The 21491-nt window shown below is 61.2% G+C and carries 18 protein-coding genes; 14 read left to right on the top strand and 4 right to left on the bottom strand.

Annotated elements, in window-relative coordinates; translation table 11 throughout:
* Positions 1–85 precede the first annotated feature (85 nt).
* From PMX72_RS06265 to PMX72_RS06235, 7 genes are all read left to right on the top strand, one after another.
* The gene (locus tag PMX72_RS06265) at positions 86–448 is read left to right on the top strand and encodes a desulfoferrodoxin family protein (RefSeq protein ID WP_271728964.1); all 363 of its coding nucleotides are present in this window, start codon (positions 86–88) and stop codon (positions 446–448) included.
* A 116-nt stretch (positions 449–564) separates the two neighbouring features.
* Complete coding sequence (locus PMX72_RS06260; protein ID WP_271728963.1) at positions 565–2550, top strand: NAD(+) synthetase; 1986 nt, start codon at positions 565–567, stop codon at positions 2548–2550.
* A 137-nt stretch (positions 2551–2687) separates the two neighbouring features.
* The gene (ruvC, locus tag PMX72_RS06255; RefSeq protein WP_035137351.1) at positions 2688–3209 is read left to right on the top strand and encodes a crossover junction endodeoxyribonuclease RuvC; all 522 of its coding nucleotides are present in this window, start codon (positions 2688–2690) and stop codon (positions 3207–3209) included.
* Positions 3209–3829 (top strand): Holliday junction branch migration protein RuvA, encoded by a 621-nt coding sequence (gene ruvA / locus PMX72_RS06250; RefSeq protein ID WP_118079535.1) that lies wholly within the window; start codon positions 3209–3211, stop codon positions 3827–3829. The genes ruvC and ruvA overlap by 1 nt, the downstream gene beginning before the upstream one ends.
* Positions 3829–4896, top strand: a complete 1068-nt coding sequence (gene ruvB / locus PMX72_RS06245) for a Holliday junction branch migration DNA helicase RuvB (protein ID WP_118079537.1) — start codon at positions 3829–3831, stop codon at positions 4894–4896. The genes ruvA and ruvB overlap by 1 nt, the downstream gene beginning before the upstream one ends.
* A gap of 146 nt (positions 4897–5042) precedes the next feature.
* Complete coding sequence (locus tag PMX72_RS06240; RefSeq protein ID WP_271728962.1) at positions 5043–6710, top strand: formate--tetrahydrofolate ligase; 1668 nt, start codon at positions 5043–5045, stop codon at positions 6708–6710.
* Positions 6711–6890: 180 nt separating this feature from the next.
* Positions 6891–7880 carry a chromosomal replication initiator protein DnaA gene (locus tag PMX72_RS06235; protein ID WP_271728961.1) on the top strand — a complete coding sequence of 330 codons (990 nt, stop codon included), beginning with the start codon at positions 6891–6893 and terminating at the stop codon, positions 7878–7880.
* 110 nt (positions 7881–7990) lie between these two features.
* On the opposite strand, the gene PMX72_RS06230 is transcribed toward PMX72_RS06235, so the two are convergent.
* The gene (locus PMX72_RS06230) at positions 7991–9172 is read right to left on the bottom strand and encodes a cation diffusion facilitator family transporter (protein ID WP_271728960.1); all 1182 of its coding nucleotides are present in this window, start codon (positions 9170–9172) and stop codon (positions 7991–7993) included.
* 218 nt (positions 9173–9390) lie between these two features.
* On the opposite strand from PMX72_RS06230, the gene PMX72_RS06225 reads away from it, so the two are divergent.
* Positions 9391–10728 (top strand): TFIIB-type zinc ribbon-containing protein, encoded by a 1338-nt coding sequence (locus tag PMX72_RS06225; protein ID WP_271728959.1) that lies wholly within the window; start codon positions 9391–9393, stop codon positions 10726–10728.
* A gap of 228 nt (positions 10729–10956) precedes the next feature.
* Positions 10957–11226 (top strand): hypothetical protein, encoded by a 270-nt coding sequence (locus tag PMX72_RS06220; protein ID WP_022095134.1) that lies wholly within the window; start codon positions 10957–10959, stop codon positions 11224–11226.
* Positions 11227–11320: 94 nt separating this feature from the next.
* Here the strand turns inward: PMX72_RS06220 and PMX72_RS06215 are convergent, their stop codons facing one another.
* The 3 genes from PMX72_RS06215 to PMX72_RS06205 all read right to left on the bottom strand — a co-directional run bounded on the left by PMX72_RS06215 (position 11321) and on the right by PMX72_RS06205 (position 15558).
* Positions 11321–13819 (bottom strand): phosphatidylinositol-specific phospholipase C, encoded by a 2499-nt coding sequence (locus PMX72_RS06215; protein WP_271729662.1) that lies wholly within the window; start codon positions 13817–13819, stop codon positions 11321–11323.
* Between the two features lie 304 nt (positions 13820–14123).
* Entirely contained in the window at positions 14124–14717 is a 594-nt protein-coding gene (locus PMX72_RS06210) for a hypothetical protein (RefSeq protein ID WP_055250912.1), read from the bottom strand.
* Between the two features lie 241 nt (positions 14718–14958).
* Positions 14959–15558, bottom strand: a complete 600-nt coding sequence (locus PMX72_RS06205; protein WP_271729661.1) for a hypothetical protein — start codon at positions 15556–15558, stop codon at positions 14959–14961.
* Positions 15559–15935: 377 nt separating this feature from the next.
* On the opposite strand from PMX72_RS06205, the gene PMX72_RS06200 reads away from it, so the two are divergent.
* The 5 genes from PMX72_RS06200 (at position 15936) to PMX72_RS06180 (ending at position 21336) form a co-directional block, all read left to right on the top strand.
* Positions 15936–16568: a cyclodeaminase/cyclohydrolase family protein gene (locus PMX72_RS06200; protein WP_271729660.1), complete on the top strand. Its 633-nt coding sequence runs from the start codon at positions 15936–15938 to the stop codon at positions 16566–16568.
* A 2-nt stretch (positions 16569–16570) separates the two neighbouring features.
* Positions 16571–17425 carry a bifunctional 5,10-methylenetetrahydrofolate dehydrogenase/5,10-methenyltetrahydrofolate cyclohydrolase gene (locus PMX72_RS06195; protein WP_271729659.1) on the top strand — a complete coding sequence of 285 codons (855 nt, stop codon included), beginning with the start codon at positions 16571–16573 and terminating at the stop codon, positions 17423–17425.
* Between the two features lie 99 nt (positions 17426–17524).
* Positions 17525–19048, top strand: coding sequence for a C69 family dipeptidase (locus PMX72_RS06190; protein ID WP_271729658.1), 1524 nt, complete (start codon positions 17525–17527; stop codon positions 19046–19048).
* A 99-nt stretch (positions 19049–19147) separates the two neighbouring features.
* Entirely contained in the window at positions 19148–19564 is a 417-nt protein-coding gene (locus tag PMX72_RS06185) for a hypothetical protein (RefSeq protein WP_271729657.1), read from the top strand.
* Positions 19565–19572: 8 nt separating this feature from the next.
* Positions 19573–21336 (top strand): ABC1 kinase family protein, encoded by a 1764-nt coding sequence (locus PMX72_RS06180; RefSeq protein WP_271729656.1) that lies wholly within the window; start codon positions 19573–19575, stop codon positions 21334–21336.
* Positions 21337–21491: the final 155 nt, after the last annotated feature.

The raw sequence follows: 21491 nt of genomic DNA, 5'->3' as shown, positions 1-21491 counted from the left end.
TTCATTTGCCATGCCGTGGATGGTTCGCCTGCCTTTGGGCATAAGAACCATCAAGAACATTGGCACATCAGCAAAGGAGAACATCATGGCGAAATTCTTTAAGGACCCCGACGGTAAGCTCATCGCTGCCCTTGGCGACGACGTTGCGACTCCTGCCGGCTGCACGGAGCTGACCGCAAACACCGAGGACGCGGCGCACGAGAAGCACGTGCCTGTTGTCGAGATCGAGCGCGACGGCCACGTCATTCGCGCGCGCGTGGGCTCGACGGAGCATCCTATGCTGCCCGAGCACTACATCGAGTGGATTGCGCTTGAGGCCGAGGGGCGCCTGGAGGTCCATTACCTCGAGCCCGGCATGAAGCCCACGACGTTTTTCGCTGGCGGCTCCAAGACTGGTACCGTCTATGCCTACTGCAACCTGCATGGGCTGTGGTCCGCGACGTTCTAGGAGCGCGCCCCCGCTCGGGGTATCATAGCTAGCATATGCACATGCGAGCGCCGGCTGCATTATGCGGCCGGCGCTTTTACTACGACAACGACAGTTACGATGGGAAGGGCTGGGCCATGAAGCTCGCACTTGCACAGATCGATATGCGCCTGGGTGATATTGAGGGTATCTGCGGTCGCATCGAGGATCAAGCCCGTTTGGCCCACGAGCGCGGGGCGCGCGTACTGTGCGTTCCGGCTCCGCTCTTTATGGGTGCTCTGCCCGGCGGCCTGGTGGGCACTGCCGACTTTGAGCACGATATGTTGATGGGCCTGACGGGCGTTGCCGAGCGCATCCAAGAGCTCGACATGATCTGCATCGTGCCCGCGGCGGTTTCGTTTGAGGGCCAGCCCCTGCTTGACTATATGATGCTCAAAGACGGTCGCGTGGTGCCCGCGCGCACAAGCATCGCCCTGCAACGTGGCGAGAGCAACGACGCGCGTTGGGCGCCTCCGGTGTTTGACGTGGACGGCGTGCGCATCGCCGTGGTGTTTGACCTGGACCGCGAGCTCGAAATGCTGCCGACCGGTGTCGACCTCATTGCCTATTTCCAGTTCAACGCGTTTGACATGACCGACCGCGAGACAGCTGCCGTCGCCGCCGTGCGCAGCGGTGCCTACCGCAAGATCGCGTCCAAGCGCAGCGTATGGTTTGCCTGCATGGCGCCGATCGGTGCCTATGACGAGTCGGTGTATACCGGCGGTTCGTTTGTGCTCGACGACTGCGGTCGCGTGGTGGCCCAGGCGCCGTGTTTTGAGGAGAGCCTGCTGGTTCAGGAGATTCAGCGCGGCGTGATGCTCGATGCCCTGGAGGACCATGAGCTGCCCCAGTTTCGCTCCGAGGAGTGGCTGTGGCAGGCGCTGGTGCTTGCCGTGCGCGACAATGCCCGCGCCCGCGGTGCGTCGCGTGCCGTGGTGGCGCTCGAGGGCGATTTGCCGTCGTCCCTGTTGGCGGCACTTGCCGTCGATGCCTTGGGTCCGCGTAATGTGATTGGCCTGGTGCTGGGGCGCAATCGCATCTTTACGCCGGCGCAGGAGGAGGCCGAGGCCGCCCGTTGTTCCGCTGTTCGCTCAATCGCCGAGCGCTTGCACATTCGCACTGTCGAGCGCGATGCGCCGGATGCGGCGCGCGTGCTCGATCGCGACGTGTCGGCGGGCGATGCCGAACGCCTGCGTTCGCGTGCGCTGGGCCTGATGCTCGAGGATACGGCGCTCGAGCTGGGCGCTATGGCGCTGAGCCCGCTTTCCAAGACCGAGTACGCGCTGGCGGCGCCCGCGCTTTGCGGTGGCTACCAGGGCGATTATGCGCCCTTTGGCGATGTGTATCTGTCGACGCTCGAGTTTGTGGCACGCGTGCGCAACCGCGCCTCGGCCGTGGTGCCCCAAGAGCTCGTGACGCTCAACGCGGTAGAGGATTGCATGGATCGCGTGCTGGCGCAGGCGCTCTCGACGCTCGCCGGTCCGGTTGACATGCTCGATCGTGCGGCACAGCTGCTTGGCGGGCTTGAGCCGGGCGAGGTCGATGGTGCGCTTGAGTCGCACGTAGACCGCAATCGACCTTTCGACGACATCCCGATGGCCGCCGCCAAGCCCGAGGTCTGCTCGTTGCTGCTGATGCTCGTGCGCCAGGGCGAGGCCGCCCGCCGCATGCTACCGACGGCGCCGATCGTCTCGGCCCGTTCATTTGTCGAGCGCTCCTGGCCGTACATGCTTGCGTGGTCCGATCTGGGGCTCAACGGTAAGGAGCGCATGACGGTTGATTCGCTGGCACGCGCCGAGGTGCGCCGCTTTGCCGACGACGACACGAGTGACCGTATGCGCGGCGAGATGATGGGCATACTGGGCGAGCTGTTGGGTATTTCGCCCGAGCAGATGGAGGAGCTGCGCTCCGAGGACGGTCAGCGTCGTTTGCACGAGGGAATGAAAAAGTTCGAGGGCGAGGTCCAGGACGCCATCGACAAGATGATGGGCGGCCAGGGCGGACCACAGGGTGGGCCCCAGGGCACGCCGATGCCGCATCCGCCGGTTGACCCGAGGCAGTTCCCATTCTTCAGCCAAAACTAACTATGGGATGGGATTCGCTTCCAACCCCGATACTTCAACTAAGCGTCTTGGCCCCGTTGTGTTATTCTAGAACAGACGTTCGTGAATGATGCGCGGGGCCTTGCCTTGCGCTGTGCTTGTGACGAGGGGAGGTCGGCTTGGTCATTTTGGGTATCGACCCCGGTTTGGCCCATACGGGCTGGGGGATTATCGAGGAGCGACGTGGCGAGGTTCGCTGCCGTGCCTACGGTTGTATCGAGACCAGCGCGGGCAGCCCGCTCGCGGTGCGCCTGTCGCATATCGCCCGCGACCTCAAGGGCGTCGTCGAACGCTACCGTCCCGATACCGCGGCTATCGAGAGCATCTACTTTGGCGCTAACGTCCGCTCGGCCATCCCCACGGCGCATGCCCGCGGTGCTGCGCTCGTGGCGCTTTCGGAATGCGCGCTCGAGATTGGCGAATACACGCCCATGCAGATCAAGCAGGCCGTGGTGGGCACCGGTGCCGCAGATAAACGGCAGGTTGCCTACATGGTGCGCACGCTCACGCAGCTCGATCACGACCCTCACCCAGACCATGCCGCCGATGCGCTGGCCTGCGCCATCTGTCACGTTAACCTAAGCCGCACCCGGGCACTTACCGGCGGCGAGTTCTATCAACAGAGAGGAACCGGATACTGATGATCTCCCAGCTCCATGGAACGCTTGTCGAGGCCACGATGAGCTCGGCCGTCGTCGATGTATCGGGCGTGGGCTTTGAGCTCGGTATTTCGGGCAGCACTGCCGCCACGCTGCCTACGCCCGGCGGCGAGGTTCGCCTTTATACCCGTATGCAGGTGCGCGAGGACGCTATGACGCTCTTTGGCTTTGCCTCCAAGGACGAACGCACGATGTTCGATCGGCTCGTTTCTGTCTCGGGCGTCGGTCCACGCCTGGCGCTTGCCGTGCTTTCCACCTATACCGTGGGGCAGCTGTATTCCCTGGTGATGGCCGAGGACGACAAGGGCATGGCCAAGGTTCCCGGTGTGGGCAAAAAGACCGCGCAGCGTCTGATCCTGGAGCTTAAGAGTACCTTTGCCAAGGACAAGGGCTTTGTTCCGGTCGACGTAATCCCCGGTCAGGTTGCGATGCCGGTCCCCGCAGCCGCTCCCTCGGCAATCGATGACGCCCGCGCGGCGCTCCTTTCCATGGGCTTTAGCCCGCAGGAGACCGAGGTCGCCCTGAGCGGGTATGATGGGCAGGATATGCGTGTCGAGGATCTGCTCGGCGCGGCGCTTAAGCGACTCGGAATGGATGCGTGATGTGGGAAGCCGATGACTCTCAGGACCTGTGGGCGACGCCCGGCAACTCGCCGGCGGCATCCATGGCGCACGGTGAGCGTATGGTGGGTTCGGAACTGACGCCCGAGGATCTCGATGTCGACCGTACCCTGCGTCCCCAGCGCCTGGACGACTACTGCGGTCAGGAGCATATCAAGCAGAGCCTTCGCGTGCTGATCGAGGCGGCGCAGAGCCGTGGCGAGACGCTCGACCACGTGATTTTCTCGGGCCCTCCGGGTCTGGGCAAGACCACGCTGGCCACGGTTATCGCCAACGAGCTGGGCGCTCAGATCAAGACGACGAGCGGCCCGGCCATCGCGCGTACCGGCGACCTGGCGGCTATTCTTACCAACTTGCAGCCGGGTGACGTGCTGTTTATCGACGAGATCCACCGCCTTAACCGCTCGGTCGAGGAGGTCCTGTATCCCGCTATGGAGGACTTTGCGCTCGATATCGTTATCGGTAAAGGCCCGGCCGCTCGCTCGATTCGCCTGGATATCCCCAAGTTTACGCTGGTAGCGGCAACGACCCGCTCGGGTATGCTGACCGGCCCGCTGCGCGATCGCTTTGGCATTTCGTATCGCCTGGACTACTACACGGTCGAGGAACTCGCTCAGATTGTGACGCGCTCGGCGACTATCCTGGGCGTTACGATCGACCATCCCAGCGCGCTCGAGATCGGCTCGCGCTCGCGTGGTACGCCGCGCTTGGCCAACCGTCTGCTCAAGCGTGTGCGCGACTATGCGCAGGTACGCGGCAACGGGCCTATTGAGCTTGATATTTGCCGTCAGGCGCTCGAGTTCTTCGAGATCGATGAGCTTGGTCTGGACTGGATGGACATTCGTATCTTGGAGACGCTTGCCAAGACGTTCTCCGGCCGTGCCGTAGGCCTGACGACCCTTGCCAGCGCGGTGGGCGAGGACCCGGGTACGCTCGAAGATGTCTACGAACCCTATCTGCTGCAGTGCGGCTTGATGATTCGCACGCCCCAGGGCCGTCAGGCAACGCTTCGCACCTTTGAACATTTGGGCATCGAGCCAGCCGTTTAGAGGCGGGTTTGTTTTGGCTGGTCTGTAGGCTATCGCTGAGCATTGGATAAACATATCGCCATTCATCGGTTACGGGTGTTTTACTATTGCGCGCCCGTGCTATGCTGAATTGGTCTTTTTCTCATCCGGTAACGAAAGGACCGCCCATGCCTACTGACATCGAAATCGCACGTTCCGTCACGCCGCTGCCCATTACCGAGGTGGCTAAGAACGCCGGCGTCGACGTAAAGCACCTGATTCCGTATGGCTTCGACAAGGCTAAGGTTGACTATTCACTGCTCAACGAGCCGACCGATCACCAGGCCAAGCTCGTCCTCGTGACCGCTATCAATCCCACGCCCGCCGGCGAGGGCAAGACCACCACGACTATCGGTCTGGCCGATGGTTTGCGCCGTCGCGGCGTCAAGAGCGCTGTGGCCCTGCGTGAGCCTTCGCTCGGTCCCGTCTTTGGCGTAAAGGGCGGCGCCGCCGGCGGCGGCTGGGCTCAGGTCATCCCCATGGAGGATATCAACCTGCACTTTACCGGTGACTTCCATGCTATTGGCGCCGCCAATAACCTGCTGGCTGCCATGCTCGACAACCATATTCAGCAAGGCAACCAGCTCGGTATCGATGTTAAGCGCATCACCTGGAAGCGCGTCGTCGACATGAACGACCGCCAGCTGCGCCACGTTATCGACGGCATTGGCGGCAAGGCTCAGGGCGTGCCGCGCGAGGACGGCTTCGATATCACCGTTGCCTCCGAGGTCATGGCGATCCTGTGCCTGTCCACGAGTATCAATGACCTCAAGGAGCGCCTGGGCGAGATCGTCGTCGGCTACAGCTTTGCCGGCGAGCCCGTCCGCGCCCGCGACCTCAAGGCTCAGGGCGCCATGGCTGCGCTGCTTAAGGATGCGCTCAAGCCCAACCTGGTGCAGACGCTTGAGGGTACGCCCGCGTTTGTCCACGGCGGCCCCTTCGCCAACATCGCCCACGGCTGCAACTCCATCATGGCTACGCGCATGGCTATGCGCTTTGGCGATGTCGCCATTACTGAGGCCGGTTTCGGCGCCGATTTGGGTGCCGAGAAGTTCCTCGACATCAAGTGCCGCATGACGGGCGTCCGCCCCAGCGCCGTCGTGATTGTCGCCACCGCCCGTGCGCTTAAGTACAACGGCGGCGTTGCCAAGGCCGACCTTAACGACGAGAACCTCGATGCCCTCAAGGCCGGCATGCCCAACTTGCTGCGCCACGTCGACAATATCCAGAACGTCTATGGTCTTCCCTGCGTGGTCGCCATCAACCGCTTCCCGACGGACACCGAGGCCGAACTCGAGCTCATCGAGTCCGAGTGCCAGAAGCTCGGCGTCAACGTTAAGCTTTCCGAGGTCTGGGCCAAGGGCGGCGAGGGCGCGCTCGAGCTGGCCGATGAGGTCATGCGCCTGATTGAGCAGCCGAGCGAGCTCAAGTTTGCCTACGAGGACGGTGCCGATGTGGCCGACGCCCTCGAGGCCGTCGCCACCAAGGTTTACCGCGCCGATGGTGTCGACTTTACGCCGGCTGCCAAGCGCCAGCTCGCCGAGCTGCGCGAGAACGGCTTTGGCAACCTGCCGGTATGCGTCGCCAAGACGCAGTACAGCTTTAGCGACAACGCCAAGGCGCTGGGCGCTCCCGAGGGCTTCCGCATCACCGTGCGCGAGCTCAAGGTTTCCGCCGGTGCCCACTTTGTGGTCGCGCTGACCGGCAGCGTTCTGACCATGCCGGGCCTGCCCAAGGTCCCCGCGGCCGAGAACATCGACGTCGATAACGACGGCAACATCACCGGCCTGTTCTAAGTCTGCTGCTCATAGCCGCTTGCCCGCCCCGCCGCGCCTACCAAGGCCCGGCGGGGCTTTTTGATCCTTAGGCACGCGCATGTCTTGTAGATACCGGCGGGCTTTGCCCATCATAGGCTTTTGCGCGGGTAGAATGCATGGATAACTTGATGCTTACAGGCGACGGAGAGGAAACGTTGCATGGACCAGGACAAGACGACCGTGATGGGCGGATATGGTTCCGCGCAGGCTGGCGGCAGCGCCGATGCGACCCGCATTGTGTCGAACCCCGGCAATGCTGCCCCCGATGCGACACAGGCGTCCGCCGAACCCACACGAGTTATGGGCTATGGCGATACACCGCGGGATCCGTTTGATTATGCACCGCAGGACCCGTATGGCAATGCGACGCCGGACCCGTATGGCAATGCGGCGGCAGGCGCTTATAATAACCTGCCGCAAAATCCCATTCCGCAGCCTCAGCAGACGACGTATATGCCGCGCACGGCACAGTCCCAGCCTCGTTATGAGTCGCGCGATCCGTATGCGCGCCAGCCTTATCGTGAGTACCCCAAGTCGATTCCGCAGTATGGTGAGGACGAGGAAGAGGCGCCGTCGCGTTCGTCGAGTGTGATCAAGAAGATCCTCATTGTGCTGGCGATCTTTTTTGCGCTGTCGGTTGTATTCGCCATTGTGTCGGGCATGCTCAACAAACGGGGGAGTTCAACGGCCGATACCACTGCCGAGCAAACCGAGTCCGCCTCATCTAACACCGTCGATCTGAGCGATATCCCGGGGCAGTACTGGTCCAACGCCAAGAAGCTCCTCAAGTCGCGCGGCGCCGATCTTTCGAATGCTGTGATTCTGACTGACGACGGCTCGACGCCTGTTGTCGATGCCAACTGGGTCGTCACATCTGCCTACTACAACGCTGACGGCAACCTGGAGGTCCAGCTTACGCGCAAGGACGGCTCGTCGGGCAATGCGTCCGGCGATCAAGGCACCACGGACAGCTCGAGCTCCAACACGCTGGAGGACCTGAGCAATAAGGCGCAGGAATTGGGAGACAAGGCGCAAGAGCTGGGCGATACGGCACAAAACCTGGGCGATACCGCGCAGAACTTGGGAGACATGGCGACGGATGCCTGGAACGCCCTACAAAACGGCATTTCGGGCGCACAGGGAAACTAGCGGCCGAGCGGCTAGAGCCTTAGCGGTGCAAACAAAAACGGGACGCAGGATCGCGTGACCGGGCGCATAGGCGCGCTGGTCGGCGGTCCTGCGTCCCGTTTTGCTGTCGATTACAGCTGCTCTGCCGGACGCTCGGGCGAGCTAAAGCCGGAGTCAAACGTGACGACGCATGATGCATCGGGCCTGCGCTCGTGCACGATGCGCGTGACGAGCTCCAGCAGCTCCTCGTCGGATATGTCAAAGCCGTCGGGACGCACCAGGTCAAACGAAACAAAGCCGTCGTGCTCGTGCAAGTCGTGGATGGAAAGCGCGGGGTCGATCTGCGCTACGCCGCGCTTGACCCAGCCGCGCAAGTCATCGCCGGTTGTTGCAATGGGGTCGCAGTGCAACGTGATGGCGATGCCCATCTGGCGTTTGATATCGTGTTCGATGGTGTCCAGAATCTCGTGGTGCTCAAAGGCATCGCCCTCGCCGGGCATTTCCACGTGTGCACTGGCAAACTGGCGGCCGGGGCCGTAGTCGTGCACCATGAGGTCATGAGTGCCCAGGACCTGGGGGTACGACATGATCCTGTCGCGGATTTCCTGGACGAGTTTGGGGTCGGGCGCTTGTCCCAGCAGCGGGCTGATGGCGTCGCGCACCAGGCCCATGCCGCTGATGCAAATGAAGATGCCCACGCCCAGGCCCGCCCAGCCATCGAGGTCAAAGCCGGTCGTTTGCGAAATGAGCGCCGCCGCCAAGACCGAGCCCGAGGCGATGACATCGTTTTTGGAATCCTGCGCCGTGGCGATGAGCGTCTCCGAGTCGATGCGATTGCCCAGCGTGCGGTTGAACGCCGCCATCCAGAACTTGACGAGCATGGATGTAGCCAGTGCCGCAAGGGAAACGAGTGTGTAAGCGGTGGGGGAGGGCTTGATGATCTTGGTAACGGACTCGAGCACCAGGTTGATGCCGACGGCACAAACGAGGACGGCGACAACCAGACCGGCGAGGTATTCGTAGCGGCCGTGGCCATAGGGGTGGTCTTCGTCTGCCGGGCGGCTGGCAAGTCGGAATCCGAGCAGGCTCACGATGTTGCTCGACGCATCGGAGAGATTGTTGAAGGCGTCGGCGATGAGCGAGACGGAGCCGGCGAGTAGGCCCGCGATGCCCTTGGCCAGACACAGGGTAATGTTGAGGCCAATGCAAATGAGGCTTGCGGCAAAGCCCGCGTTGGTACGGCGAGTCGTATCGACCGGCTCGCCCTCGCTGCCGGGAACAAGCGTATGTACCAGCCGATTTACAAATAGCATGGCGATCGTCCTCACAATCATGGTTAAGGGGATAGTGTAGCTCGCATGGGCGCACCGTGCGCCGGTGCTCAGAAAATGCAGTAATGGTCTGCTGGAGCTAACGAGCGGCCCTTCTTGTCCGACCGGGTGCTCCATTTTGGGCCACATGGGTATGGGCATGTGCCTGCCTGCCCGACATACTTAATGTCGACAGCCCCTGCGCAAAGGAGGACGTATTCATGGACGAGATGTTTGCCATTAAATGCCAAAACTGCGGCGGCCCTATGTACTCACACCAGGCTAAACGCAGCTTTGAGTGCGCCTATTGCGGCACGGTCGTTCCGTGGCAGGCCGATGCGGGGGAGCCCAAGAGCGCCCTGGGCATTCGCCATACGCCACTGACGGTTGTCGATGGACTGCTTAAGCTCACCCACGTGTCGCAGCTCGAGCGCCCGGAGGACTCGGACTGGTATTTCTTTAATTCACACTGGCGCAATCAGTCGGTTCTGGAGCATCTGCTGTGGGAGGACCGCGGCACGGCGCAGGAGTTCCAAGAAGCCACGCACGTGAGCATTCCCTGCCCCTTCTGTGGAGCGTCCTTTGAAGGCGAGTCCACTCAGCGCGTGCTTGAGTGCCCGTCCTGCGGAAATAAGATCGGCGTTGCCGACCTACTCAAGCCCGGTACCTTTAGCAAGCGTCTGACCATGGGCGTTGGTGCCGAGTACGTGCCTGAGCAGGGTATTCCTTGCGAGATAACGCCGCAGCAGGCACGTGCCAACGCGCTGCAGCTGGTGCGCCAGTATCCCGATGCCTTTGCCGGGCACGACGTGGAAGACGCGATTCAAAATGACATGTCGCTCTTCTACTTCCCCATGGCGCTCGCGGATTTGCGCATGATGGCGTCCTTCCCGGGCAAGGGGCTGAGCAAGGAGACCCTGGTGTACTACGAGGTGCTCGACTGGGCGTATCCGCGGGCAAACTACCTGGACGTTCGCCTTATGGGCATTTTGGAGCCGTGGGACTTTGCCAAGGTTGGGCCGTTCGATCCCGCTATGCAGGAAGGCGACTTCCGCGTTGTCTCCGTCGATGCGTCTACCAAGGACCAGGTGGTCATTGATAAGCTGGCGCTCGACATTGCCGGCAACGATGCCGAGGCGGTGCTGGGGCTCAATAAAAAGAGCATCCGCACCTGGGCGCGCAAGGCTCGCAAGCATAAGGACGGCCTGGTGATGGTGCCGGTCTACTTTGTCGATCGCCCGGCGACGGACAGCCGCGATGGCGAGCAGGTGCGCATTGCCGTAAACGGCCAGACGGGCCGCGCGGCCGCGGCGGTGTTTAGCGACAAGCGTGAGACGCATGTGGTGGCGCCGCTCAACCCGAGTCTGCATCTGTCCGGAGAAAGCACCGTGCACGCCACGCCCATCGAGGTCAAATACGTTAAATCGCCCTTCCTCTACCAGATCGTGCGCCGTGGAGGTGGCGAGCAACCGCGCCAGGTTGCAGCGGCAGCTGAGGGTTCCTACCGAGAAGAAAAGCCCAAACGCAAGGGATTGTTCGCTGCGATATTTGGGAAGTAGGGAAGTGCAGCCGGTTGGCGCTGCGATGCGATAGTTAGAGGAACGGGGCAGTCCGCACTCCTGCGGACTGCCCCGTTTTTGTGTTGCGGGGAAGTGCCGGGCACTTCATTAAAAGTCCTCGCGCGGACTCGAATTCCAATGTCGCCTAGCGCCTTCGTGCAGGATTCCCGAAGTGACTAAAATGTGGCAATAGAGACAGTTTTCACGAACCCTATGGGAGTGACATGCATGGACAACAACACCTTGCTGTTTCAGGACAAGGGCTCGGGTAGGTTTAAAGACGTCAAGATCTACCCCAACCGTATCGAGGTGCTCAAGAAGGGCACGTTTGGTGGCAAGCACACCGAGATTGTTTACCTTAAGGACATCACTGGGGTCAACAGGATCAAGGGTCGCGACGTTTTCCTGCGCAATCGACTGTTAACCGCTTGCGTCTTTAGTCTGAGCAGTCGTGCGAAGGCCCAGGAGTTTGTTAACGCGCTGAACATGGTGATGTAGCCCATGGCGGCGTTCGGGCCAAGGTAAAAATCGGGGGCACAGAACGGTGTCCTGCGCCCCCGATTGAGTCGATGTGTCTAAAAGGCGGGCTTGCCTACTCGCTGTCGTCCCCAGCGTTGTCGCGGTCACTGGCAAGCATTGCTGCACCTGCGACCGTTGTCGCCACGGCGGCGGCAGCGAGCCCGGCGGCAACGCCAGAGCTGTCGCCCGTGTCGGCGAGCTTTCCGCCCGAGCCCTTGCCCTGGCCTCTCTTGTTGCTCTTGCCGTTCTTGTCGGCGCCGCCTGCGTTGGAACCCGTGTCGCTGCCGGTGCCGCCCGCACTGCCCGAGGCCGCTACGGTAAAGCTTGCGGCTCCGTCGCTGGCGAGCGTGTAGTTCTGCGCCGCGTCGCCCAAGAGACCGTTCACGCGCACCCAGTACGTTCCTGCGGCAAATGTTTCGTCCTCGGCCATTGCCGTGCCCGGAGCGCCGTCCGCGTCGTGCACAAACTCGAGCTGGGCCGTGCAGGCATCGGTTTCGAGCTTGCCCTCGAGTGATGCCGCAATCTTGGCGCGCACGTCTTCGCCGGCCTTAAGGCCTTCGAGTCCCTCAAAATGGGGCGTCAGCGCGCGTGGATCGATATCGATGGGCACAGAGCCCTGCAGCCCCGTAACGGTCTCGTTGCCCAGGGCGTCGACATCCACGTATTCAATGGCAAACGCATGGCCCGAAGCTGTCGCGTTGAGCGCGTTGCTGCTGTCAGCAAGGCGGAAATGACCCTCGCCAACGGTCTTGCCATCCTGGAATGAGGCATCGCTCAGCGAGTCGCCGTACGTCATGCGCATGCGGGTCGGGAGATAGTACGGGAGATAGTACGAAGCCGTCTGCTTGTGCTCCGTATCGTAATTGCGCTGGTAGATGCTCCGGGCCAGCGCCGCATCAACAAAGTCGGATGCGATGATGCCAATGTGCTTGAGGTAATCTGACTTTGTATCCTCGGTGCCGCTGGGGTTGATGTACGGGCTCTTATACAGATGCTCGTTGACTACTCGTGCCGAGGTAAAAGGATTGCCTCCGTGCGACAAGCCCGTGCAGCTGGTGTAGTTGATAGACCAGCAGCGCTCCAGGACTTGCTCCTTGGCCCCGTTATCGTCCTCGACATCTACCTCGTTGCGCGTGCGCCCGGTCGTTTCCTTCAGCGCATTATCGACCCAGCTGAGCTTGTCGGTTCCCGTGAGTTTGTACTTGTCCTGGGCGTATACCTTGGTGCAATAGGGCTCTTTGTCGCCTGTTTCCCCCGCGGCTTCAAAGCCCCGCGCGTCTTGGACGAGACACATAGTGGCGCTGTCGGAGTGAGCCTTGATCTTGTCATCCCATTCGGTAAGGTCGAGGCCCCACGTGTGGCCGCTTACACTGTTGCCGGCGAGCCTAAATCGACGCAGCAGAACGATCTTTCCGCGCACCTCGTGTAGCGCGGGGATTCGGCTCGACGTATAGAACAGTTTGGGGTTGTCGTCCAAAACCTTGGCGAAAGCCGTCGTAACACTTTCGTCGGTAGCCTCGTCGTTGCCTCGTGATACAAGCATGATGAGCGCTTCTGTCGGGTTTTCGTTCAAAAACGTTTTGAAGTAGCCTATGACATCGGAAAGATGCATAAAGTACGCGTCTTTTTTGAGCAGGTAGTAATCCCCGTGGTCGATACCGGGGTCGTCGCCCTTTCCGAGCCGGATATCAAAATAGCGAATGCCTTCGAGCAACTGCGTGGGAATGTAATCCTGCTGGCATTTTACTTGCGAGGATTGGGGCTCAGTGTCGTTGTCCACGCTGCAGGTGCCCGAATCGTGCGTACCCGGGATGCTCAGCTCGTCGAGGAACTTGTTGTCGTCGACGTATTTCATCCAACATGGCCCATCGACGTAGCTGCTGTACGTGATCCAGTCGAGGCTGCTAACCGTGGCATCGTTCTTTTTCATGTCGTAACCGATAAGTTCGAGCTCCCACGGAATGCTCTTACTCTTATGGCAGATCTTATTGTTGTCCTGGTCTTCGCCGTTCGATTCTATTGCCAGGTACTTAATGTCTTTTTTCTCGGTTTCTTTCTCGACCGTGCGGTCTCGGATGATATAGGTTCCGTTTGATTGACGCTCGAACGCAAAAGCGCGGCTGGGCTTGTTGTCATACTCGCCGCCCCATACGTGGATGACCTTTCCATCTTTGTCAGAGTCGTCGTCGACCGACCAAATGCTGTAGCCCGTCTTTTTATGCTCTTCGAAATTGAGCAAGGTGCGGATAGCATACCAGTTTGTATCGTCATTCTTGGTCGTTACGTTCTCAAGGATGAGCTTGCTGGACGTGCCGTCGTTAAACAGGTGGCAGACGTTGCCGCGAACGTTGCCGTCTTGGTTGACGCTCGCGGTGCGAAAATAGCCCGCGGGGCGAAGGCGAATGACGAAATTGTCGAGGCTGACTGACGCTGTGGCAGCGTCTTCTGCAAATGCCGCGCGCACGGGAAGGCCCAATCCCGCGGTTTCGGGCAGGCTTACAAATGGCGACAATGCTGCGAGTCCTAGGCCCAACGTGAATGCTCGACGGCTGATGGCGTGGTGTTCGGTCATAACTCCTCCGTTCGCAGGGTGCGGTTATGCACTCATTTTGTTCACTATACTGCCCGGATGTCTAAACGTGTTGGCTTAATTGTCTGCGTGGCGCCATAAATCGGCGGGCGGACGCGTTGGGGCGCTTGTCTATTTGTGCTGCTACCGCGCTGGGGGTGGTTTTGCCGCCCGGCACCCTCGCGTTCGCCGGCTATCGGCATAAGAAAAGGAGGGTCGGTTTACCGGCCCTCCCTGGGTACGAAGCGCTGGGGTACCGTCGCTTGTTTGCTCTGCGACCGTGTTTCCCGTTGCGCTCGCCAGTCGCTTAGCGCTTGATCTCGATATCGTCGAGCTTGACGTCCATGGCCTCGGTCTTGGCCTTGGCAATGTCATCGGCAAACTCCAGAGACTTCATCATGGTCTCGACGGCGTCCTTGTGCTCCTCGACATTGTCGATGCTCACGTAAACGCTGCCGCCGCCTGCTTCGGTGAAGTACTCAGTCGTTACGCCGCCCGAGTGTGTATAGGAAGCGTTGCGCCAAGTCTTGCCGTTGTACTTGACGGGATCATTCTCGGTCCACTCAAAGTTGGCCTTCCATTTGGCCTCGTAGTCGAACAGCTCGTCAGCGTTCTTGTCAGAGTCGAAGACAGGGATGAAGCGATCGCTGGCGTGCTCGCTCTCGGTGAACTTAAACTGGGCCCTGTCGGCGGTGTCGCCGGCAACGTCGGTGATCTCGACGCCCTCGGGCACCTCGACCTTAAACCAAATGAAGTCGGTCCTCATATCCACGGCTGGCTTTTCTGCGCCGCCGCCACCGCCACTGCCGGTAGCGCCGCCGCTTCCGCCGCAACCCACCAGGGCAACCGCGGCAAGGAGACTGATGCAGAGGGTGAGAATCGCAAAGGCCTTCTTTTTCATGGTCGTGTCCTCCTCGATCTGTAACCGCCCATGGATTACCTGTCTTTACTGTACGCGCGGGCGGCTCGTTCGGGTGGGCCATGTGTCCCATTCTGGGGGCCGGATTTGCGCCGGCAAGTGGCAATATGCGCGGGTGTAAAAGAGGGGAGGGCCGATGCTGTCGGCCCTCCCCGGGTTGGGCGCCCGTTGTTTTAATGGGGCGCATGTGCGCGGGTGCGCGTAGGCGCGTGCGGGTGTCCCGTTACTTGATCTCGATGCTCGAAATCTCGACTTCGCGTGCCTCGGAAACTGCCTCTTCCATATCATCGGGGAACTCGATGGAGTTGAGGAGCGCCTCGGCTTCTTTCTTGTGCTGGTCGAAGTTCGAGATGAGGACGTAGACGCTTCCCAGCCCAACGTCGGTAAAAAGCATGGTTGAGATGCCGCTGTTGTCCTCGTATGTTCCGACGAGCCACGTCCTGCCGTTATACTCGACGGACCCGTCATCCTTCCACTGGAACGTATCCCCCTTCTTTTCCGCCTGGTCGGCGTGGGATTCCTCGGCCGTCAGCGCTTTTTTCCAAACGGGGATAAAGCGATCGGCCGAGGCGTTCTCGTCTTCGAGGAAGGTGAGCTGGACCCTGTCGGCATTCTTGCCGGCGGAGTCGCTTACGCCGACGCCCTCGGGCATCTCGACCTTAAACCAGATAAAGTCGGTCTTCTTGGCGACGGGGGCCTTTTCCTTGCTCTCGCTCTTGGGGGCGCTGCCGCCGCCCGATGCGCTCCCGCCGCAGCCGACAAGGGCAAACGCGGCAAAGAGGGCGATGCAGAGGGAAAGGATCGATAGGGTCTTTTTCTTCATGGTGGCGTCCTCCTTGTCTGCCGATGACATCACGGCGCCGCATGTTGTTGGGGTACTGATTGCGCTGGCGGCGGATGTCTCTGTGTACTGTGCGGCTTATGCCTCCGTTCATCGCTTGTGGCCGTTGCGCGGCCGTGCCCCAACGGGTTCCTTACTTATAGATATGCCCCAGCTTGTGCTGCCCGGGAGTCTCGAAAGGTGGGCCATGTGTCCCATGTTTGTGTCGCTGCCGCCTATCGTGTGCCATAGAAATCCGCGATGGCCAGGTGCGCTGACGCTCATGTGCTTATGGGCTAGACTTAGCACCATTACGTGATCGATGCGGTCGGTCGGCGGTTGCCATCCGACCGATGTATATGACTTGAAGGTGCATGTGCATGAGCCAAGAGATGATGGACAAGACCTGCCGCGGGTTTGCCGAGGCGCTGGCCGCGCGCGAGCCGGTTCCCGGCGGTGGCAGCGCGAGCGCCTTTGTGGGCGCGCTGGGCGCCTCGCTGTGCGGAATGGTTGCCCGCTACGGTGCGACCAATCCCGCGCTTGCTGATCGTGCGGATGACCTGACGCGTGCGTTTGTCCGTGCTGATGAGCTGGCCCAGGAGCTTGTCGAGTTGGTTGCCGAGGACGTTCGTGCCTATGGGCAGGTGTCCGCGGCGTACGGTATTCCGCGTGACGATCCGGCTCGAGCGACCGCGATTCAGGATGCGCTGCATGTGGCCGCTATGCCGCCGTATCGCATTATGGATGCCTGCGGGCGTGCGCTGGCGCTGCTCGAGGACATGGCCGACAAGGGTTCGCGTCAGCTGCTGTCCGATGTGGCGTGCGGCGCCGTGTTCTGCCGTTCCGCTATGCAGGGCGCGAGCTTGACGCTCTTTGCGAACACCACGTCTATGAAGGATCGCGCTCGTGCTGAGGAGCTCGAGACGGCGTGTGATGAGTTGCTCGACACGTGGTTGCCGCGCGCCGATGCGCTGGCGCGCCGCGCCGCCGACGCTGCAAGGAAGAGGGGATAGCCATGGCTGAACTGCTGAAGGGTGCTCCCGTTGCTCGCGCGCTGACTGAGGAACTTGCTGCTCGCTGCGCAGCCCTGCGCGAGCGAGGCGTTGTTCCGACGTTGGCTATCGTGCGTGTGGGTGAACGCGAGGACGACCTATCCTACGAGCGCGGTGCGCTCAAGCGCTGCGAGAAGGTTGGCATTGAAGCTCGCCGCGTTTTGCTTTCTGCCGATGTTTCGCAGGACGAGCTGTTGACGGCCATCGAGGACATCAATACCGATTCGTCTGTTCATGGCTGCCTGATGTTCCGCCCGCTGCCCGCCGGCCTTGACGAGGACGCGGTTGCCGCAGCGCTCGATCCTGCCAAGGACGTTGACTCTATGACGCCGGCTTCGCTGCTCACCACGCTTTCGGGGCGCGGCGAGGGTTTTGCCCCCTGCACAGCCGAAGCCGTGCTTGCTTTGCTGGATCATTACGGCGTTGAGCTGGATGGAGCTAAGGTTGCTGTGGTCGGGCGCTCGCTGGTGATCGGGCGTCCTGTTGCCGCCATGCTTACGGCGCGCAATGCGACCGTGACGACGTGCCATACGCATACGCGCGACCTTGCTGCCGAGTGCCGTGCTGCCGACATTGTGGTTGCCGCCGTTGGACGCGCGCGTACGATTGACGTGGATGCGGTTCGAGAGGGCCAGACGATCATTGATGTTGGCATTAATTGGGACGAGGCCGCTGGCAAGTTGGTGGGTGACGTCGATTCTGATGCTGCGGAGCCGGTCGTTAACGCCATCACGCCCGTGCCGGGCGGCGTGGGCGCTGTGACGACGGCGATCCTCGCCAAACACGTGATCGAGGCGGCCGAGCGCGCATCGAAATAGGTTTTTGACCACAAGGGCTGCCGAGGCCGTGGTTTCGCCCTTTTTGCGCCGAAGCGATACACTGTTATCGTTTGATTTCTTCGCTCAAGGAGGATGCGCATGCCGTGCACAACGATTTTGGTTGGTAAGAACGCGAGCTACGACGGGTCGACGTTGGTTGCCCGCAACGAGGACTCGTCCAACGGGGTGTTTGAGCCCAAGCGTATGCGCGTGGTGCATCCCGACGAGCAGCCGCGCGTCTACACGAGCGTCCTGAGTCACCTGACCGTTGAACTGCCCGATAACCCCATGCGCTACACGAGCGTCCCCGATGTTGTTCCGGGCCACGGCATCTGGGCCGAGGCCGGTTTCAACGAGCTCAATGTGGGCATGTCCGCAACCGAGACGCTCACCACCAACGAGCGCGTTCGCGGCGCCGATCCGCTCGTGGACTACGTGCCCGCCAAGGGCAACGAGGGCGAGGACGGATACGTTCCGGCACAGCTCGGTGGCCTGGGCGAGGAGGACATGGTGACCCTGGTGCTGCCATATGCCAAATCCGCCCGCGACGGCGTACGCATTCTGGGTGACCTGCTCGAGCGTTATGGCACCTACGAGAACAACGGCATCGCCTTTAGCGACGTGGACGAGATCTGGTGGCTCGAGACCATCGGCGGCCACCACTGGATCGCCAAGCGCGTGCCCGATGACGCCTATGTGACCATGCCCAACCAGCTGGGTATCGACAGCTTTGACCTGGATGACGCCGAGGGCGCCCAGGCCGACCACATGTGCTCCGCCGACCTGCGTGCCTGGATGGCCGAGTGGCATCTGGACCTGACGCTGGGCGTCGATGGCGACGGCCCGGCTGCGATCTTTAACCCGCGCGAGGCCTTTGGCTCGCACAGCGACAGCGACCATGTCTACAACACGCCGCGCGCCTGGTACATGCAGCGCTGCCTCAACCCCAGCGATGTGTGGGACGGCCCCGAGGCCGACTACACGCCCGAGAGCGACGACATCCCCTGGAGCCGCGTGCCCGAGCGCAAGGTGACCATCGAGGACATCAAGTACGTGCTTTCGAGCCACTACCAGGGCACGGAGTACGACTGCTACGGCAGCAAGGGCACGCCCGCCACGCGTGGCGCTTATCGCCCCATCGGCATCAACCGCAACAGCCAGCTCGCCGTGTTGCAGCTGCGCCCCTATGCGCAGCCGGCCTACCGCGCCGTGCAGTGGATGGCCTTTGGCTCCAACTCGTTTAACGCGCTGGTTCCGCTGTACGCCAACGTCGAGACCATGCCCGAGTACTATGCCGACACGCAGGCTCGCGTGACGTCCGAAAACTTCTACTGGGCCAACCGCCTGATCGGCGCGCTGGCCGACGTCCGCTTCCATGAGTGCGGTCGCGCAGTCGAGGATTATCAGGAGAAGGTCGGTGGCATGGGCCACAAGCAGATCCATGACGTCGATGCTGCCGTAGCCGCTCTGCCTGAGGCCGAGGTACCTGCCGAACTTGCACGCGCCAATGAGGCCTTTGCCGAGCGTGTTCGCGTAGAGACCGATGCTCTACTGGGTAAGGTGCTCTACACCACGAGCTGTGCCATGAAGAACTCTTTCGCGATGAACGACAACGTGAGATAGGGATTTCCCGTCGATCGAATAGCGCTAAAACGCTTTGTCGCTTTCACTCAATCTTGGGTACAAGAACGCCGATGCAGTTGTTTGTGATTGGAGACAACCATGGTTATGAAACTCGATCAGCTTGTTAACGGCGCCATCAACGTGGGCTTTGGCGCTGCCGCCGTTGCTGTCGAAGGCGGCAAGAAGGTCCTCGACGACCTTAACACCAAAGGCGAGCAGGTCCGCAAGGACACCGCCACCCCCGATATCGCCCGCAGCGTGTCCGACATGTTCGAGCAGGCCGGCGGTACCATCTCCGATCTGACCGAGCGTCTGGGCGTGCAGGGCGAGACCGCGGCCCAACGCGTGCTCGACGAGCTCATTCTGGCTCGCGTCCGCGTTATGACCGCGCCCGAGCGTACGGCCTTCCTGGCCCATGTGCGCGACATCGTCGATTCGGTCGAGGACAACGTGACCTCGGTGCCCGTCGAGTCCGTTGAGCCCGACGATGCGAAGGATACCGAAGAGGCCGAGTAGCAGCGCAGATGGCAGATTCCACCACCGATTACAACAATCTAGATCCCTTGGGTGACGAGGCGGCGGTTGTCGATGAGGTCGACGCCGCCGTCTCGGGCGCTCGCAAGAAGCCGCGCGCTGTCGATATGGTGCCAGAGGAGCCCGACGCGATGGCGCCGGACGAGGAATACCAGCTCACGCCGGCGGGTCGTCGCGAACGCATCGGGCAGATTGTTCGCCTGGTCAAAAAGTACCGTGTGTGGGATAACCTCACGCCGGTTCGTTTGCGCCGCCTGCTCGAGGAACTCGGCCCCATGTTCGTCAAGATGGGGCAGATTCTGGCCAACCGGTCCGAGATTCTGCCGCAACGCTTTTGCGACGAGCTGCGTCGTCTGCGCTCCGACGTGGAGCCGGTGCCGTACGAGGTCGTACTCAGTTGTCTGGAAGAAGAATATGGCCTGCGCCTGGGGGAGATGTTCGATGCGATCGACCCCAATCCGCTTGGTAGCGCATCGCTCGCGCAGGTGCACCGCGCTCGTCTGGTGACGGGCGAGGACGTGGCCGTCAAGGTGCAGCGCCCCGGTGCGCAGCAGGTTATGGCACAGGACATCGATATCATCCGCTCGGTGGTGCGTATCGTTTCCAAGTTCGTCAACACCGATCAATTCGTTGACCTGCACGGCGTAGTCGAGGAGTTGTGGACCTCGTTTCGCGAGGAGACCAACTTTTTGGCCGAGGCCAAAAACCTCAACGACTTCTACGAGTTCCATAAGAGCGTTCATGGCGTGACGTGCCCTAAATCCTATCTGGACCTGTGCACCGAGCACGTGGTGGTCATGGATTACGTCGACGGCATTTCGATCGCCGATCCTGAACGCTTGGTGGCCGAGGGCTATGACTTGGAAAAGATCGGTGCCGCGATTGTCGAGGACTACTCGACGCAGGTGCTCGACGACGGCTTTTTCCATGCCGACCCGCATGCGGGAAACATCATCCTCAAGGACGGCATTGTCTACTTTATCGACTTGGGCATGGTCGGACGCATGTCGAGCCACGATCGCGGTATCGTAAAGGACATGATTTTCGCCGTGGCCGAGGGCGACGTGCCCAAGCTCAAGGATTCGCTTATGCGCTTTGCCGTGACGCGCGGCGACTCGGCCGAGCTCGACCATTCGGCCTTTCTGTCCGATTTGGACTTTATCGTTGCCGACTTTGCGGGCCTCGACCTTAAGGACCTGGATATCGGCGAGTTTTTGACCTCGCTGCTAAACCTGGCGCGCAAGAATGACGTTGAGCTGCCGAGCGTGGTGACGATGTTCGCCCGCGGCATGGTGACACTCGAGGGTCTGCTGACCGAGTACATGCCCAACGTCAACATGATCCAGATTATCCAGACGCACATCAAAAACGAGAAGAGCACCTATGCGCGCATGCGCGATATGGGGCGCGATCTTGCCGCGAGCAGCTATCGCGCGGCAAAAGGCTCGCTCGAGGCGGCCGAGTATCTGGGCTTGGCGTCGCGCATGCTCACGCGCGGCCAGCTTAAGGTGAACACGCAGATTATGAGCAGCGATAAGGCGCTGCGACAGCTGGGTGGAATTATCGACCGCATGTCGATGGCAATTGTGATCGCCGGTCTGTTTATCGGTTCGTCGGTGGTGTACTACGCGCGTATCGAGCCGGTTGTGTTTGGTATCCCGGTCATTGGCTTTATGGGCTACGTGAGCGCGCTGGTGCTGGCGCTGATGCTGGGCCGCGAGATCTGGCGCAACAGTCACGGCGGCAAGCACTAGAGGCTGCGGCCGTCACCGCATTTTCCTATCGCAAACAATAGCTTTTACCTTGGGCTTCGCCTGCGTGCGAGGCCCTTTTGCGTGATACCATTTTGACGGTAATAATCGATGGCCTAGATGGTGGTGCGGAGACGCACGAATGCGCGGTTTTCCTG

This window comes from Collinsella aerofaciens (assembly GCF_028207065.1).
In the GTDB taxonomy this organism is placed as follows: Bacteria; Actinomycetota; Coriobacteriia; order Coriobacteriales; family Coriobacteriaceae; genus Collinsella; species Collinsella aerofaciens_AR.
The sequence above is the reverse complement of the archived record's forward strand: the minus strand, read 5'-3'. Positions and strand labels throughout refer to the sequence as shown.